Genomic DNA, 15,916 nt, shown 5'->3' with positions numbered 1-15,916 from the left:
ATTTATTAACATAGCGGTCAACTCTAGCAACGAATTAATTGATTTCATAATACTGTCATATAACATCAATTTTGGTTAAATCTTAATATTGTTTTTGTAGTATCTTGGCGTATCTAGAAAAATAAAGTAAAGAGCATGGGGAGTAATTGAATCAGGGGTCCGGGGAGCTTGTGGATGTATTTTTTTTATTTTAAATTTGGGGTGATTTAAGTGTTGTTAATAGCAGCAGTGACCACGGGACTTTGATATCTGGGATCAGGGATGAGTATTTTCTGAGTGCGGGTAGGGCGGCTGGGATGAGAAACTTGAGGGAACGTAAGGACGCGGGGCGATCGCCTGTTTCCTCTACAATTCCATATTTTTGGGCTAGTTCGGCGACTATCTGCACTTTCCCGGTGCGGCGCATGATGTTTGTATCACCAGTCAAGGCTGCAATTACTCTCCCTGTAAATAAGGGCGTTTCCCAGTTATAACGGGCGGAAAATACGGAGCTTTGTTGGTCAACAGTGTTTTCTGCTACGACTTTATCTGCTAAACTGGAAATTTGCTCAGTACCCACGATTCCCGGCCACAAAGACACAGAAGCGACGTTATGGGGCTTGAGTTCTACTGACATATCAGCCGCTAATCGGTCACAGGCGGCTTTACCAGCACCGTAGGCTGCGCTAAAAATTTGGGACATCCCACCCCATGAGGAGATGGTACAAATTAATCCCTGTTGACGTTTGACCATGATTCTGGCAGCATAAACACTGGCAATATAATGGCTACGTAAACCGACGTTGTTACTAGCATCCCAAAGGCTGGGTTCAGATTCCCAAAAGGTTTTTCCTTGACTGTTACTTAAGGCTTGGACTCCCGAAAAGACGTTATTAACTAATAAATCTAGTTGTCCATTTTGCTCATCTTGGATGCGTTCAAACAGCGATCGCACCTGTTCATCATTGCTATGATCTACTTGAACGGGAATACATATTCCACCGGCCTGTTCTACTGCGGTTTGGGTATCTTTAAGATTTCCAGAGATTTCACTACTAGTATCAGAATTATCAAGAGTACGTCCGGTAATATACACAGTTGCACCAGCTTCACCCAGTCCAATAGCGATTCCTTTACCAATACCTCGTGTAGCACCTGTAACTAAAGTTACTTTTCCTTCAAGATTTGTCATTAATTATTTTATCCTCAAGTTCATAAATGGCGATCGCTTCATCTTTACCTCTTAATTTCACCGATTTATCTAGTAATTTTAGTGAAAATAATTCTGGTTGAGATAAATTCAAAACTACTGCATCAGTTACTAAAATTCCACATTCATAGTATTTAGTCATATTTTCAACCCGTGAGGCGATATTTACAGAATCACCCACTACTGTAGAATCAATGCGACAGGTAAATCCCACCGTACCCATGACGACTTCACCACGATGAATGCCAATACCCACAGCAATGTGTGGTAAACCCTGTTGCGATCGCCCATAATTAAACTGATCAAGAGCCTTTTGCATTAAAATTGCAGCTTTCATTGCGCCATCAGTAGCTTGGTCATCAAATAGCGCCATAATAGCATCACCGATATATTTATCAATAAAGCCACCAGATTTATCTATGACTTTTCCCATACAAGCTAAATACTCATTTAAAAATACAAAAATTTCCATCGGTGTCATCGCTTCTGACATGGAAGTATAATTGCGAATATCACAGAATAAAATTGTCATTGTCCGTGTCGCCGCCATCCCTAATTTAATATTTTCTATTCCTTGGGGAGCAATGACAGAAACAAATTTATCTGGGACAAATTTCTCAAATGATTCTAATGTTTTTTGCAATTTACTAAATGATATCTGCAATGCAGAGGACATTTCATTTACCGAATTTGCTAATGCCCCAATTTCATCAACACGATTATAAATATTTACACGATGTTGTAGATCTCCATTGGCAATTTGAGCAACACTCAGTTGTAAACGCCTGACTGGATAACTCAGTCGATGGGCTAAAATATATGCACACAACCAACCAACATTCAGTCCCAAAAAACCTACGATCAAAGCTTGATTAACTGCATTATTAATAGCATTATCTATTCTTTTTAAGGAAATACCTATGCGTAAAGTACCGACTTTTTGCTGATTTAATAGCACAACATCTGAAGCTACCTCAATCACTTTTTCACCACGTTTAGCGCGGAGATTTTCACCAAAATAAACATCTTTCAGCAGAAATGTTTCTGATACACGAGTCTGAATATTGGTAGAGTCATCTAGGGCATGATTAGTCACACTTAAAGGTACTATATCAGGAATATATTGCTCTAGAAATTCTTCAGGGGAACCTGCAATAATTTGCTCACTTTGACGGGTATCCGAGACAAAAACATAGATGACATCTTTATTTTCTTGGAGTAAAAGATGTAAGTTTATGCGAATTTGACTCCAATTTTCTTCCGATAATTCGTTAGAATAGGTAGAACTCAGAATTTTAGAGGTAATCTTAGCATCATTTAACTTTTCTTGACGGTAGAGATTACTTTGAGTGGTTGTCCAAACCGTAACTATAGCAGTAATCAAACCCAGAATCAGCAAGGTTGTTGAAGTCATGATCTGGGTGCGAATAGAACGAAAAGCTAATGTTTTCATAGTTGTGGAATTAACTCTTCTACAAAAGTTACCCATCGCTGATTCTTAGTTCTGCTGGGACAATTATCACCAAAGGCTAAAGTGACGGGACCCCCCATTCTCGCGGTAATTTTTTGTCTGTCATTACCCCATCTAGTAGCTAAGAGAATATCACAGTTCAGTATATCCTCAGTTACTAATTCTATTTGTTGAAAACTTCTCCGGTAAACTGCTGGTTTACCACGAACGACTACAGAATTGATAGTATTTAAATCTACACCTGCTGAGGAGAGAACATCTCGTAGTCTCACACCAGACAATTTCACTTCATCACTCGGCCACCAGACCCGGTAACCAACCTTTTGAGTCAGGTTAACTTGGGGTAATTTATCTAAATCCGCGATATTAAGTTCCCGGTTAGCTATATTCACTTTGGCTGTTTCCGTCCCAAATATCACATGAGTGACATAGAATGCCCACATCCCCTCATCATACTTTTGTCTAATTTTTGGATACTCAGTATAGGGAAAAATTAAATAAATCGGTCCACCTTGCTCACGGGGAATTGGTTTACCATCCTTTGTAACTGCTAAAATAATGGGGTACTTGAGTATATCTTTTATGTTAACAGTCACTTGATAGGCATCATAACAGACGAAAGTTATTTCCGTAATTTCTCTTTCAGTACCAAGCTTTTCTATTAGTGATTTTACGGATATGCCTGTAAATTTAAATAATTTTTGAGGATCAACAACGTTATTGCCATCAACAGTATTAACATTGACCGTAGCTAGATCTTGCAACTGTGACCAATTTAATGTTTCCGTTTTTCCTGTTCCTGTCTGACCTTGTATAACTAAATTCCATTGTAGCTCCTGGTTATTTTGAGCTTTTTTTGCCGAAATTTCAGCATTGCGATCGCTGGCTTCTTTACGCCATACTGCCAATTGTGCATCTGTCGGTGTTTCTGTACAACCTCCTAGTCCGACAATAACTATCCCCAAAGATATTAAAGCCAGGTTTTTCCAGACATTCCATACAACCACGTTCAAAACCATCACTGGAGAAAGTTGACACAATGGCGCTAACTACGATGGAAACAGCACCGTATTAAAGCTTACACTATGATTCAACATTATTCCAAATGGTACTTGACAGAGGGGATGTCAATAACCTAATGATTCATAACTCATAACTCATAACTTTTATGGTATTACAAGCACAAACCAACACCTACGAAACGAAAACTCAAGAAATTGCTAAACAGCTACTCTCAGCTACCCAAGAAAATCGTTCCTTTTTAGGTTCCCTACGGGATCAAATGCGCTGGGATGATAAATTACTAGCTTGGGCTATGAGTAATCCTGGTTTACGGGTACAATTATTTCGGTTTATCGACACATTACCGGCTTTGCAACATAAACCAGAAATTGCTGCACATTTACAAGAATATTTAGGCGAGGAGTCTGTAGAATTACCCTCAGCTTTAAAGGGGATGCTCAACTTTGCTAACCCTGATTCTATGCCAGGACAATTTGCGGCGACAACTGTTTCTACAGCTGTGGAAACTCTGGCGCATAAATATATTTCTGGGGAAAATATTAAACAAGTTATCAAGACAGTTGAACGACTGCGAAAAGATAAAATGGCTTTCACCATCGATTTACTTGGTGAAGCGGTAATTACTGAAGAGGAAGCCCAATCTTATCTAGAACGCTATCTAGAATTAATGCAGCAATTGGTGGAAGCATCAAAAAATTGGTCTGTAATTCCAGCTATTGATCAAGCGGATGGGGAATCTTTACCACAAGTTCAGGTTTCTGTCAAGTTAACGGCGTTTTATTCCCAATTTGACCCCTTAGATGCTAAAGGTAGTGAGGAACGGGTGAGCGATCGCATTCGTATTTTATTACGTCGGGCGAAAGAATTAGGCGCAGCTGTGCATTTTGACATGGAACAATACGCCTACAAAGATTTAACGCTGAATATTCTGCAAAAGCTACTACTAGAAGATGAGTTTAGACAACGTACAGATATTGGCGTGACAATTCAAGCATATCTGCGTGATAGCGAAGAGGATACGAAAAAGCTGATTTCTTGGTTACAACAGCGCGGTTATCCCCTCACAGTCCGCTTAGTGAAGGGTGCATATTGGGATCAGGAAACCATTAAAGCGGAACAAAAACACTGGAAACAGCCAGTTTATAACGATAAGGCGGCGACAGATGCCAACTTTGAAACTATTACTCAGCTATTGTTAGAAAATCACCAATATGTGTATGCTGCTATTGGTAGTCATAATGTGCGATCGCAAGCTCGTGCCATTGCCATAGCCCAAAGTTTAAATGTCCCTCGTCGTCACTTTGAAATGCAAGTGTTGTATGGGATGGGGGATAAGTTGGCGAAGGCTTTGGTAGACAAGGGTTATCGGGTTAGAGTTTATTGTCCCTACGGTGAGTTGTTACCAGGGATGGCTTATCTGATTCGGCGGTTGTTGGAAAATACGGCTAATAGTTCCTTTTTACGGCAAAATCTGGAGAATCGACCTGTTGAGGAGTTACTCGCGCCTCCGAATGTGGATTTGTCTCACGCAGAGGCGCAGAGGCGCGGAGAGGAGAGAGAGTTTGTCGGTGTGGCTGATACTGATTATTCCGAGGAGGAAGCAATTAGGAAGTCTGCGGCGGCTTTTGCTGCGGTGCGTCAGGAGTTCGGTAGGACTTATTTACCTTTGGTGAATGGGGAATATCTGAATACTGCGGAGTTTGTTGATTCCCTGAATCCTTCTAATTTTAGTGAGGTGGTGGGTAAGGTTGGTTTGATGAGTGTGGAACAGGCGGAGGAGGCTATGCGGGCGGCTAAGGCGGCTTTCCCTGTTTGGAGAAAAACTCCTGTACAGCAACGGGCTGGGGTTCTCAGAAAGGCGGCCGATTTACTGTCAGCACGTCGGGCTGAACTTGCAGCTTGGATTGTTTTGGAGGTAGGGAAACCTGTTAAGGAAGCAGATGCAGAGGTTTCTGAGGCGATAGATTTTTGTCTATATTATGCTGCGGAAATGGAACGCCTGGATAAAGGTGTAAACTATGACGTGGCTGGGGAAAACAATCGTTATATTTACCATGCGATGGGCATTGCTGTGGTGATTTCTCCTTGGAATTTTCCGTTAGCGATCGCCTGTGGAATGACAGTTGCAGCATTGGTTGCAGGGAATTGTACTTTACTCAAACCTGCGGAAACATCCTCTGTAATTGCCGCTAAATTTACAGAAATCTTAATTGAGGCTGGCATCCCTAAAGGTGTATTTCAATACGTCCCCGGTAAGGGTTCCCAAGTGGGTGCTTACTTGGTAAATCATGCAGATACTCATATCATTGCTTTTACTGGTTCTCAAGAAGTGGGTTGTCGGATTTATGCAGAAGCCGCAACATTGAAACCAGGACAAAAGCATCTCAAGCGGGTAATTGCCGAAATGGGCGGTAAGAATGCCATTATTGTGGATGAAAGTGCTGATTTAGACCAAGCAGTTGTGGGAGTTTTGCAGTCAGCATTTGGTTACACTGGGCAAAAATGTTCCGCCTGTTCACGGGTAATTGTCCTAGAACCCATATATGATAACTTTGTGCGGCGATTGGTAGAGGCGACGAAATCTTTAAATATTGGTGCGGCTGAGTTACCGAGTACCCAAGTGGGGCCAGTTATTGATGCTAAGGCGCGCGATCGCATCCTAGAATATATTGAGAAGGGTAAGGCAGAATCACAAGTAGCCCTGGAATTAACAGCACCTACACAGGGGTATTATATCGGCCCTGTAATATTTAGCGAAGTCCCACCGGATGCGACTATTGCCCAGCAAGAAATATTTGGTCCTGTACTAGCAGTAACTAGAGTGAAGGATTTCGCAGAAGCCTTAGCAGTAGCTAACGGGACTGACTACGCCTTAACTGGGGGACTTTATTCCCGTACACCTTCCCACATTCAGCAAGCACAGACGGATTTAGAAGTCGGGAATGTCTATATTAACCGCAATATTACAGGTGCGATTGTTGCTAGGCAACCTTTTGGCGGTTTTAAACTTTCTGGTGTGGGTTCTAAAGCCGGCGGACCTGATTATCTGCTGCAATTCTTAGAACCCCGCACAATTACGGAAAATATTCAACGCCAAGGTTTTGCACCTATTGAAGGCGCGGAATAATTCTTTTTTTTAACGAACCACGAAGGACACGAAGGGAAGAAAGAAAAGGAAGAAATAAAAACTCTCTAAATTTCTCTTTCCTTAGTGTTCTTTGTGTCCTTTGCGGTTAGTTTCCTCAAAATTTCAAACCCCCAGCCGCGAAAGCTAAAACACCCCAACCAATAATAAAAGCGACACCGCCAATGGGGGTAATTGCACCCAATATTTTCACCCCAGTTAAGCTCAGTGCATACAAACTACCTGAAAAAATCGCAGTCCCTACAATAAATAACCACCCAGTAGCTACTAACATCGGCTGAGGAGATGTTGCACGACTAATTAGTAAAGCTACTAACAACAGTGCCAAAGCGTGGTACATTTGATAACGTGCGCCAGTATCGAAGATCTCTAGCGATCGCTCACTAATCTTTTCTTTCAAGGCATGAGCAGCAAAAGCACCGGCAGCGACAGACAAACCACCTAAAATGGCAGCTATACTCACAAAAATTTGTGCCATTCCTAATGAAGATTTCTTCTAAATGTCAAAATGATATGATACTCCGCCTTTTTCATTCACCTGAAAATCTGCATTGAATTCTTTAGCTTTCATATCTAAATACTTTTCAGCCTCTGCTGCGGGGAGTTGACAATTCATCGCCAAACCTAAAACAGTCACACGACCGCCATTTTCTTGCAGCATTTGATAGAAATTCGATTGTAGGCGATCGCTTAATTGTTGCTGAAGAGCTTTTTTCTCATTCTTACCTTGACGGTACAATCCTAAACTCAGCCAACCGCCTAACATTATTGTAGGAATACCAAAAATTATCCCATTTCTAGCCGTATTATCCAATAGGTAAAGCGCCGGCTCATTCACAAAATCCTGGGCTACCGCCTCCTGGTATCCTGTAGATATCGGCTTCAGCATGGATTTTTTCTCCATTGTCGCTGAAGTGGATAATGTCAAAAACATAAATCCCAGTGTTAATAGCCAACCCGCAGCCAATTTTTCAGAAGTCTTCATAATTTCACATCAGATTTTAAACTTTGCTTGCGATTCTAACCTGACTTATCCCAACCTTCCATTAAATATGAAACAGGTAAGTAATATCACCTTCATCACTGCATTCAAAACTAGCATTGAACTCTTGGGATTTATCATTTAAATATTCTTTGGCTTCAGTTCCCGGTAGCTTTGCTGACATCGCCAACTGTAAAACAGTCACCTTACCCTGATTAGCTGCCAAAATTTGATAAAATACAGAATCAATACGCTCTTTCAACTCCCGTTGATATCTGCGGCGTAAACCCCACAACATATATCCGCCCCCTGTTGTTAAAGGTATACCTAAAACCATTCCCGCCACCAGCCTATCCTCTGCTTCTTGCTGGACGATAAAATTGTTTTCTCCCTCTAACTCAGATAAAGCTATCACGCTAGCAACCAAACATAAAATCCCCAACGAAAGCATCAACCCACCGGCAACCTTTATCATGATTTTCATTTGGGGTTTCCTCACAATACAACGATTTAACTAAATCCAGTTCAGTAGCTAGGGGTCGAATTTTTCTACCTGCTTCACCGAAAACAGTTATCAATGCGACAGAGGATATACAAGTATCTTGCCGCATTTTTTGCCTTATTTGCGCGTAGCTTCTAATAAACGCGAGTAATAAAAACGAGTTTTAGTCATCGCTTGGCGTTGTACCACAAAGCCATTATTTTCCAAGATTTTCACCACATCAGCCTCACGATGGAGATAGGCGCGAGTAGCTTTACTAGGTCCAGGAAAAAAACTACCTATTTTCTTCAGTATAGTCAAAGCACAATTCTTGGGCGCAAAACTCATAATAACCCTTGACTCAGCCAAAGAACAAAGGTGAGAAATCATCTCATCAGCTTTTTCTTGGGGGTAATGAATCAGTACATCCAAGCAAATAACACTATGGTACTTACCACTCAAAGATTCTAAATCTTGCACCGCAAAGGTAGCATTTTCTGAATTTTCTAAGGTTTTTACAGCTCTTTCTTGAGCTTCTGTCACCATCTTTTCAGAAATATCACTCGCATAAATTTTAGCCCCATCAGCCGCCAAAGGGATACTCAGACTACCCACACCGCAACCAGCATCGCAAATTGATAGTTCTGGTAAATTACCATCATCTTTTAGCCAGCTAATCACCGTATCTACAGTTTGCTGGTGTCCATTGCGAATATCTAACTGGACTTTGTTAACTTCCCCATCACCGTAAATGCGTTGCCACCGGTCAAACCCTGTGGAATTAAAATACTCACGAACAATCGTTTTATCGTCAGCTACGTTCATAAACTTTAATTGTCAAGTGTTCCCAAGCCTTAAAAATATCATTAATATCAACCGTCAAGAATACTCCGACACATTTTTTTTATGAGTCTTTTCTCTGACTTCCGAGATATTAACTAATTATATATAATACTTGGTTTAAATTGCTATTTATGACTTATAGAGATTACCTTGGAGTTTTTAACTCAGTCAAATCAAATAAACCATTGGTAACTAAAGCCCTGAGCATTTTATAGTCACTTTACTGTAGAGTTCCCTAAACTTCACTCATTTTACTTACACAACCGCAATTTTTTAATTTTTACCCTTGAGGATTCTTGATTAAGATATAATTATCAAATATAATCTCAGTAATTTTGACATCAAGCAATATTACATATTAATTATACATCTTCAATTTATAATTTAACCTGATTAATTACCCATGACCTCAAATTTACTAACTGAAAGTCCCATTATTCAATTTACAATTCTCCTTACAGTTATTTTTAGTGTACCGCCTATATTTGAGCGACTACGAATACCTGGATTAGTAGGGTTGCTGGTAGCAGGTGTGGTGGTAGGACAAAATGGATTAAAACTTTTAGATACTAACTCAGAAACCGTCAGTTTGCTTTCAGATATCGGCAAAATTTATTTAATGTTTGTTGCTGGTTTGGAAATTGATTTAGGACAGTTCCGTAAAACCAAAAATCGCTCAATTGGATTTGGTTTCCTCACATTTGTAGTCCCATTAATTGCTGGAATATTTGTGGGGAGATTATTTGGTTTTGGTTGGAATGCTTCTGTATTAATTGGTTCTTTACTAGCCTCCCATACTCTCTTAGCTTATCCCATTGTCAGTCGCCTGGGAGTCGTGATGAATGAAGCCGTAACAGTCACAGTAGGGGCGACAATTTTTACTGATACAGCCGCTTTATTAGTCTTAGCAATTTGTGTGGGTATACATGGGGGAGAGTTTTCCATCATAAGTTTAATAACTTTACTAGGTGGATTAGCAATTTACTCGGCAATTGTTCTCTTTGGCTTTGACTGGCTAGGTAAAGAATTTTTTCGCCGTTCGGGAGATGAACAAAGTAACCAATTTCTCTTCATTTTATTAGCTTTATTTTTAGCATCTGTAGGAGCGCAAGTAGTTGGAGTTGAAAAAATTGTTGGGGCATTTTTAGCAGGTTTAGCAGTCAATGATGTTGTGGGACGCAGCCCAGTTAAAGAAAAAATTGAGTTTATCGGTAGCGTCTTATTTATCCCCTGTTTCTTTGTAGATATGGGACTATTAATTAATATCCCGGCATTTATCAAAACCCTGAGTTCAATTTGGTTAACAGTAGTAATTGTGGCTGCTTTGATTGGCAGTAAATTTATCGCTGCATTATTAACCAAGTTAATATACCGCTACAACAATGCAGAAATGCTCACAATGTGGTCACTATCATTACCACAAGTAGCCGCTACCCTAGCAGCATCATTAGTTGCTTATCAAACATTGAATCCTGCTGGTGAAAGGCTAATTACCGAAGGTGTGTTAAATAGTGTGATTGTCCTCATGTTAGTTACTTCCATTATGGGACCATTAATCACATCTAGATTTGCCGCATTATTACAAACACCTCAGAATGACTTTGAAGCAGAAAGTCTATCAACTTGGTGGGAAAATTCTGACAGTCAACCCTCAGAACAAACTCAAGATTCATTCACTGTAGTTGTCCCAATATATAACTCTAAAACCCAGCGCTACTTGATTGAAATGGCAGCCTTAATAGCTCAACATGAATCTGGGAGAATCTTACCATTAGCTATTACTAAAGCCCATATTCACATGGATGATCCAGAATTAGGAATATCACTGGAAGAAAGTCATAAAAAATTAAAATTAGCGCAGGAAATCAGTCAAGAATTTAATGTGCAAGTGTCCACAGCAGTTCGCATTGATGATGATATAGCCTTGGCTATTAGCCGCACTAGTCGAGAACAAAATGCTAGTTTGGTGGTTATGGGTTGGTCACGCACTACAGGTTTACGCGCCCGCTTATTTGGTAATGTAATTGATAGTGTTTTTTGGTCTTCTCACTGTCCGGTTGCAGTCACACGGTTAGTTAATAGTCCCAAGACAATTACTAGAATTATTGTCCCCATTGGCGATTTAAGACCTCAAACTGTTAGCGCTTGGCGGTTTGCAGAAATGTTGGCTGATGTGAATAAAGCTGAGGTGGTACTATTGCACGTGTCTAATAGCAAAACTCCCGCTAATTTAGTAGAACAATTCACCAATCAATTGTCTGAAATTGTCGCTAAAAGTCAGTTACAAGTAAATACAAATATTCAAATTATTGTCGATGACGATGTGGCTAAAGCGATAGTTAGGGAAGCTCAAGCCTTTGATTTAGCTGTTTTACGTTCTGTGCGTTATCGGACTACAGGTGGGTTAGCTGTGAGTCAAGTGACAACTCAGGTAATTTCAGAGTTAAGCGGTTCTATTGTGTTACTAGGTGAGGCTCATTTATAGACAGGACTTACGCAAAATTATGAAAACAGGACTTACGCAACAATTGCCAAAAATCTTGATTTATCGTTCGCGTAGCGTGCGCGAAGCGCATACCGCCAAGCCGCCAAGAACGCCAAGAAAACGTAGATTATGCGTAAGTCCTAGAAAAAACGAACCACGAAGGAACGAAGGACACGAAGTTAAGAGGGTTTGAGAGAGATTTTGCGTAAGTCCTAATAGATTTTAAAGTAATCTTTGCCAAGTTAGTGCTTTTGTATCTTTATCTTGATGCCAGCGTAATAAATTGGCGGCGGGGCTGTCAATAATTCCTGGTAAGTTCATGGCTTTTCTGGGTGAATTGGTTGCTAGGGAAATGGCATTTTCTAAATCACAAATTTCCCATTTGACTAAGTTCTCCACTCCTACCAATAAAGGTAAAGTTGTGCCAGATAAAGTGCCATCTGCTAATCTAGCTGTACCTTTTTTTACTTCAATTTGCCGACTATCCCAAGGATATACCCCATCCGGTAGCCCTAGAGGTGCAAGGGCATCACTGACCAAAAATAGCCCTTGTGCTTGGTGGCTGGCGCGGAGTAAAATTTGTAGCATTGTGGGTGTAACGTGTTCACCATCGGCAATAAAACCACACATCACGGCCGGATGGGTAATGGCTGCACCTAATAGCCCTGGTTCCCGGTGGTGTAACGGTGGCATGGCGTTAAAGGCATGAGTTACCATAGTTGCCCCCTGTTGAAAAGCTTGTTCAGCTTGGGCTGTTGTCGCCTGGGAATGCCCTAAACTGACAATTATCCCCAATGAACGCAAATATGGGATGACTTCCCCGGTCGTGTCTAATTCTGGGGCTAATGTGATTATTTTCACTATGTGGGCGTAATCACCTAAAATTCTTTTGACTTGTTCAATTGTTAGGGGTAATAAGTATTCGGCTGGGTGTGCGCCGCGCTTCTGGTAATTTAAATATGGCCCTTCTAAATGTACTCCCAGAATTTTTGCCCCTGTTGTTTGATGTGGGAGAAAATCAGCAATTGTGGCGATCGCACGTTGTATATTATCTACAGAAGTAGTCACCAAAGTTGGTAAAAATCCATCCACCCCCATATCCCAGAGAAATTGGCATATTTTCCCCAGCATTTCCGCATTTTCAGGTTTTAAATCGGGAAAAGCGCACCCCAAAGCCCCATTAATCTGTAAATCCACACCACCCAAGGAAATCCAATCACCATCCACATTCAAGACAGGGGAATCACTGGGAAATTCCTGACTCATAGGGAGAATTTTCTTAATTACACCCTGGGTCACTAAAATTCTCTGTAAATCTTCATAGCCAGGGACTCGCGCATTAATTATATTTAGGCTGGTTTCTATTGCTTTAATCATCACATTAGTTAGAAAATTAACTACACAGCAAGTAATTAATCCCCAATCTTAAATTAATATGGCTCCTCTTATCGGTATTATTATGGGTAGCGATTCCGATTTACCCACCATGAAAAATGCGATCGCAATCTGTGAAGAATTTGGAGTAGAAACAGAAGTCGCCATTGTTTCCGCCCATCGTACCCCAGAACGGATGGTGCAGTATGCCCAACAAGCCCATGAAAGAGGCATAAAAGTGATTATTGCTGGTGCTGGTGGTGCAGCCCATCTTCCCGGCATGGTAGCATCTTTAACACCATTGCCTGTAATTGGCGTTCCCGTAGCAACTCGCAATTTACAAGGGGTTGATTCCTTATATTCTATTGTGCAAATGCCTGGGGGTATTCCCGTCGCTACTGTAGCTATAGGTAACGCCAAGAATGCAGGCTTGCTGGCGGTGCAAATTCTCGCCACCCACGAACCACAATTACTGGAAAAAGTCCAAAAATACCGCCAAAACCTCTCAGCATCAGTAATGGCCAAGCAAGCCAAACTGGAAGAACTGGGCTATGAAGAATATTTGCAAACAGAATTGTAAGCATTAACCGTTCAGAGGTTAGGACATAAACAGATAATTAAACCCTCGCAATTAGCGCGTTTCGGGGCTGTTACCTCCTAATATATTAATTTTGTATAAAAATTTAATATTTTCCTTGATTTTTCTATCCTGAAGTCAGAAAATGCTGACACTGTAAAGGATATAGATTCTTTCTTTCAAAAATTATCGGCTATCAGAAAAGTTAAATCAGAAAAAATAGTATCCCATGATACAGAATTACAACCTGACTAAGTAGAAAATCAATCAAATTTTATTGCTAAATTGCTCCACGTTGATGAAGAAAAATACTGTAATCATTGCTAAGTTTTAGGAGGTCAAAGCAATAAGTTTAGGCTAATAGTTATGAATTTTTCCTGTAGTGTTCAGGTGAAAGTTGGCAATTTTGGGGATGATTATTCTCAAAGGAGCATATTCACCAATTAAACATTAAATACAGAAGGCTTGACTGTTAAACCATATAATATTTTCTAAATCAAATCATAAAAAATGTTTACAAATGTCCCAATAGTTTTCTAAACTCCTAGTTGAGTTATCTGAGTTTCTGTCTTGTAAACCCGTGGCACAAGAACCACTAGGGTTAACTTTGGGGTTTAATTTCTGGGCTAAACTTGTTTTTTTATCAAAAGACTGGAGGATGTAATTTAAACTGATGTACAAACAGAAATCGAAAATCAAAAATAGACGAACATCTGCAAGAAAGTTTAATAAAACTACACAATTAAACTCAAAAGTCAAGGGGTTCAATATATTTATAAAGCAGTTGTCTCCTAGTTGGCAAGCCTGCTTACCCCTAGCTTGTTTAATTGTTTTGGCTTGGGGTTATGTAGCCGTTGCTCAAACACCAGATGCAGGTCCGACAACAACAGAATTGAAAGTGGCTTTGGATACTCTTTGGGTAGCGATCGCCGCTTTTTTAGTATTCTTTATGAATGCTGGGTTTGGAATGTTAGAAACCGGCTTCTGTCGCCAGAAAAATGCCGTTAACGTTCTCTCAAAAAACCTGATTGTCTTTGCTCTAGCCAGTATTGCATTTTGGGCAATTGGCTTTGGGATCATGTTTGGCGATGGTAATAACTTCTTGGGAACCTCCGGGTTTTTCCTTTCAGGAGCAGATAACAGTCCCATAACAGGGGATGATTATCAAGGTGTCTTCAGTTCCCTGGATTGGGCTGGTGTACCTTTAGCCGCCAAATTTTTATTTCAATTAGCATTTGCGGGAACTGCGGCCACAATTGTTTCTGGTGCAGTTGCAGAACGGATTAAATTTGCCGACTTCTTAATCTTCAGCCTCCTCCTAGTCGGTATCGCCTACCCCATCACCGGACATTGGGTTTGGGGCGGTGGTTGGTTAAGCGAATATGGATTCTGGGATTTTGCTGGTTCCACCGTGGTTCACTCCGTTGGTGGTTGGGCGGCGTTAATGGGAGCAGCATTTCTTGGCCCCCGGATTGGTAAATATCAAGACCGCCAAGTTGTAGCTTTACCCGGTCACAACATGAGTATTGCTACCTTGGGCTGTTTAATTCTCTGGTTGGGCTGGTTTGGGTTTAACCCCGGTTCCACAATGGCTGCTGATCCGAATGCGATCGCGCACATCGCCCTCACCACTAACATGGCTGCTGCTGCTGGTGCAGTTGGTGCTACAGGTACAGCGTGGATTTACTTAGGTAAACCAGACCTCTCAATGATCATCAACGGCGTATTGGCTGGCTTAGTAGCCATTACCGCACCCTGTGCCTTCGTAGGTATTCCAGCTTCATTACTCATCGGCTTTATTGGCGGAGTCATCGTCGTCTTCTCAGTCACACTCTTTGACAAAATCCGCATTGATGACCCAGTAGGAGCCACCTCAGTTCACCTAGTCTGCGGTATCTGGGGAACCCTAGCAGTTGGTCTTTGGTCTGTCGGTCCTGGGATTTATTCCTGGTATGGTGAAGGTGCTGGCCCCACTGCGGGTTTATTTTCCGGTGGCGGTTTAGGACAATTAATCATTCAACTGGTTGGTATTGTCAGTGTCGGCGGAATCACAGTTGTTCTCAGCAGCATTTTCTGGATGTTACTCAGGGCTACTTTAGGTATCAGAGTATCCAGAGAAGAAGAATTAGAAGGTTTAGATATCAGTGAACACGGTATGGAAGCCTATAGTGGATTCCTCACAGCAAATAACTCTGGTGGATTCTCAGAAGATAAATCTTAATTTCTGATCAACACCCGTCGGTGAAACTAATGATCTTGTTTCTCGTGGCGGGTGTTTTTATTCTTTGAAAGGCACAAACAAAATAAACTACAATTTGAGTCAAGTGATTGGGATATTTTTGTATT

Annotated in this window: 12 protein-coding genes; 4 read left to right on the top strand and 8 right to left on the bottom strand. The window is 40.9% G+C overall.

Annotated features, from left to right (window positions below; all coding sequences use genetic code 11):
* Nucleotides 1–190 precede the first annotated feature (190 nt).
* The 3 genes from VB620_RS01455 to VB620_RS01445 are packed head-to-tail and all read right to left on the bottom strand — an operon-like array spanning nucleotide 191 to nucleotide 3,679.
* The gene (locus VB620_RS01455; RefSeq protein WP_323194341.1) at nucleotides 191–1,171 is read right to left on the bottom strand and encodes an SDR family NAD(P)-dependent oxidoreductase; all 981 of its coding nucleotides are present in this window, start codon (nucleotides 1,169–1,171) and stop codon (nucleotides 191–193) included.
* Nucleotides 1,158–2,642 (bottom strand): adenylate/guanylate cyclase domain-containing protein, encoded by a 1,485-nt coding sequence (locus VB620_RS01450; RefSeq protein ID WP_323194340.1) that lies wholly within the window; start codon nucleotides 2,640–2,642, stop codon nucleotides 1,158–1,160. The genes VB620_RS01455 and VB620_RS01450 overlap by 14 nt, the downstream gene beginning before the upstream one ends.
* On the bottom strand, nucleotides 2,639–3,679 hold the full coding sequence (locus VB620_RS01445; protein ID WP_323194388.1) for a molybdopterin-dependent oxidoreductase: 1,041 nt from the start codon (nucleotides 3,677–3,679) through the stop codon (nucleotides 2,639–2,641). The genes VB620_RS01450 and VB620_RS01445 overlap by 4 nt, the downstream gene beginning before the upstream one ends.
* Nucleotides 3,680–3,828: 149 nt before the next feature.
* On the opposite strand from VB620_RS01445, the gene pruA reads away from it, so the two are divergent.
* Nucleotides 3,829–6,810 carry an L-glutamate gamma-semialdehyde dehydrogenase gene (pruA, locus tag VB620_RS01440; protein WP_323194339.1) on the top strand — a complete coding sequence of 994 codons (2,982 nt, stop codon included), beginning with the start codon at nucleotides 3,829–3,831 and terminating at the stop codon, nucleotides 6,808–6,810.
* Nucleotides 6,811–6,925: 115 nt separating this feature from the next.
* On the opposite strand, the gene VB620_RS01435 is transcribed toward pruA, so the two are convergent.
* The 4 genes from VB620_RS01435 to bchM all read right to left on the bottom strand — a co-directional run bounded on the left by VB620_RS01435 (nucleotide 6,926) and on the right by bchM (nucleotide 9,116).
* Complete coding sequence (locus tag VB620_RS01435) at nucleotides 6,926–7,306, bottom strand: DUF423 domain-containing protein (RefSeq protein WP_323194338.1); 381 nt, start codon at nucleotides 7,304–7,306, stop codon at nucleotides 6,926–6,928.
* Nucleotides 7,307–7,324: 18 nt separating this feature from the next.
* Complete coding sequence (locus VB620_RS01430; protein WP_323194337.1) at nucleotides 7,325–7,813, bottom strand: hypothetical protein; 489 nt, start codon at nucleotides 7,811–7,813, stop codon at nucleotides 7,325–7,327.
* Nucleotides 7,814–7,874: 61 nt separating this feature from the next.
* A complete protein-coding gene (locus VB620_RS01425; RefSeq protein WP_323194336.1) occupies nucleotides 7,875–8,294 on the bottom strand; it encodes a hypothetical protein in 420 nt (139 codons plus the stop codon).
* A gap of 135 nt (nucleotides 8,295–8,429) precedes the next feature.
* Nucleotides 8,430–9,116 carry a magnesium protoporphyrin IX methyltransferase gene (gene bchM, locus VB620_RS01420; protein ID WP_323194335.1) on the bottom strand — a complete coding sequence of 229 codons (687 nt, stop codon included), beginning with the start codon at nucleotides 9,114–9,116 and terminating at the stop codon, nucleotides 8,430–8,432.
* Between the two features lie 421 nt (nucleotides 9,117–9,537).
* On the opposite strand from bchM, the gene VB620_RS01415 reads away from it, so the two are divergent.
* Nucleotides 9,538–11,619 (top strand): cation:proton antiporter domain-containing protein, encoded by a 2,082-nt coding sequence (locus VB620_RS01415; protein WP_323194334.1) that lies wholly within the window; start codon nucleotides 9,538–9,540, stop codon nucleotides 11,617–11,619.
* 222 nt (nucleotides 11,620–11,841) lie between these two features.
* Here VB620_RS01415 and nagA read toward each other — a convergent pair whose 3' ends face one another.
* Nucleotides 11,842–12,996, bottom strand: coding sequence for an N-acetylglucosamine-6-phosphate deacetylase (gene nagA / locus VB620_RS01410; protein WP_323194333.1), 1,155 nt, complete (start codon nucleotides 12,994–12,996; stop codon nucleotides 11,842–11,844).
* Nucleotides 12,997–13,054: 58 nt separating this feature from the next.
* Here nagA and purE point away from each other — a divergent pair, with 58 nt between their 5' ends.
* Together purE and VB620_RS01400 are read left to right on the top strand one after the other, a co-directional pair.
* Entirely contained in the window at nucleotides 13,055–13,573 is a 519-nt protein-coding gene (purE, locus tag VB620_RS01405) for a 5-(carboxyamino)imidazole ribonucleotide mutase (RefSeq protein ID WP_323194332.1), read from the top strand.
* Between the two features lie 670 nt (nucleotides 13,574–14,243).
* On the top strand, nucleotides 14,244–15,791 hold the full coding sequence (locus VB620_RS01400) for an ammonium transporter (RefSeq protein ID WP_323194331.1): 1,548 nt from the start codon (nucleotides 14,244–14,246) through the stop codon (nucleotides 15,789–15,791).
* Nucleotides 15,792–15,916: the final 125 nt, after the last annotated feature.

This window comes from Nodularia harveyana UHCC-0300 (genome assembly GCF_034931085.1).
Taxonomy (GTDB): Bacteria; Cyanobacteriota; Cyanobacteriia; order Cyanobacteriales; family Nostocaceae; genus Nodularia; species Nodularia harveyana.
Note: the sequence above shows the minus strand (reverse complement) of the source record. Positions and strands in the feature narration are given on the sequence as shown.

Bases quoted from the DNA above. Each gene is read 5' to 3' on its own strand.
- bchM (WP_323194335.1), bottom strand. From the start codon at position 9,116: ATGAACGTAGCTGACGATAAAACGATTGTTCGTGAGTATTTTAATTCC.
- VB620_RS01415 (WP_323194334.1), top strand. From the start codon at position 9,538: ATGACCTCAAATTTACTAACTGAAAGTCCCATTATTCAATTTACAATT.
- nagA (WP_323194333.1), bottom strand. From the start codon at position 12,996: ATGATTAAAGCAATAGAAACCAGCCTAAATATAATTAATGCGCGAGTC.
- VB620_RS01445 (WP_323194388.1), bottom strand. From the start codon at position 3,679: ATGGTTTTGAACGTGGTTGTATGGAATGTCTGGAAAAACCTGGCTTTA.
- purE (WP_323194332.1), top strand. From the start codon at position 13,055: ATGGCTCCTCTTATCGGTATTATTATGGGTAGCGATTCCGATTTACCC.
- VB620_RS01400 (WP_323194331.1), top strand. From the start codon at position 14,244: ATGTACAAACAGAAATCGAAAATCAAAAATAGACGAACATCTGCAAGA.
- VB620_RS01435 (WP_323194338.1), bottom strand. From the start codon at position 7,306: ATGGCACAAATTTTTGTGAGTATAGCTGCCATTTTAGGTGGTTTGTCT.
- VB620_RS01430 (WP_323194337.1), bottom strand. From the start codon at position 7,813: ATGAAGACTTCTGAAAAATTGGCTGCGGGTTGGCTATTAACACTGGGA.
- pruA (WP_323194339.1), top strand. From the start codon at position 3,829: ATGGTATTACAAGCACAAACCAACACCTACGAAACGAAAACTCAAGAA.
- VB620_RS01425 (WP_323194336.1), bottom strand. From the start codon at position 8,294: ATGAAAATCATGATAAAGGTTGCCGGTGGGTTGATGCTTTCGTTGGGG.
- VB620_RS01450 (WP_323194340.1), bottom strand. From the start codon at position 2,642: ATGAAAACATTAGCTTTTCGTTCTATTCGCACCCAGATCATGACTTCA.
- VB620_RS01455 (WP_323194341.1), bottom strand. From the start codon at position 1,171: ATGACAAATCTTGAAGGAAAAGTAACTTTAGTTACAGGTGCTACACGA.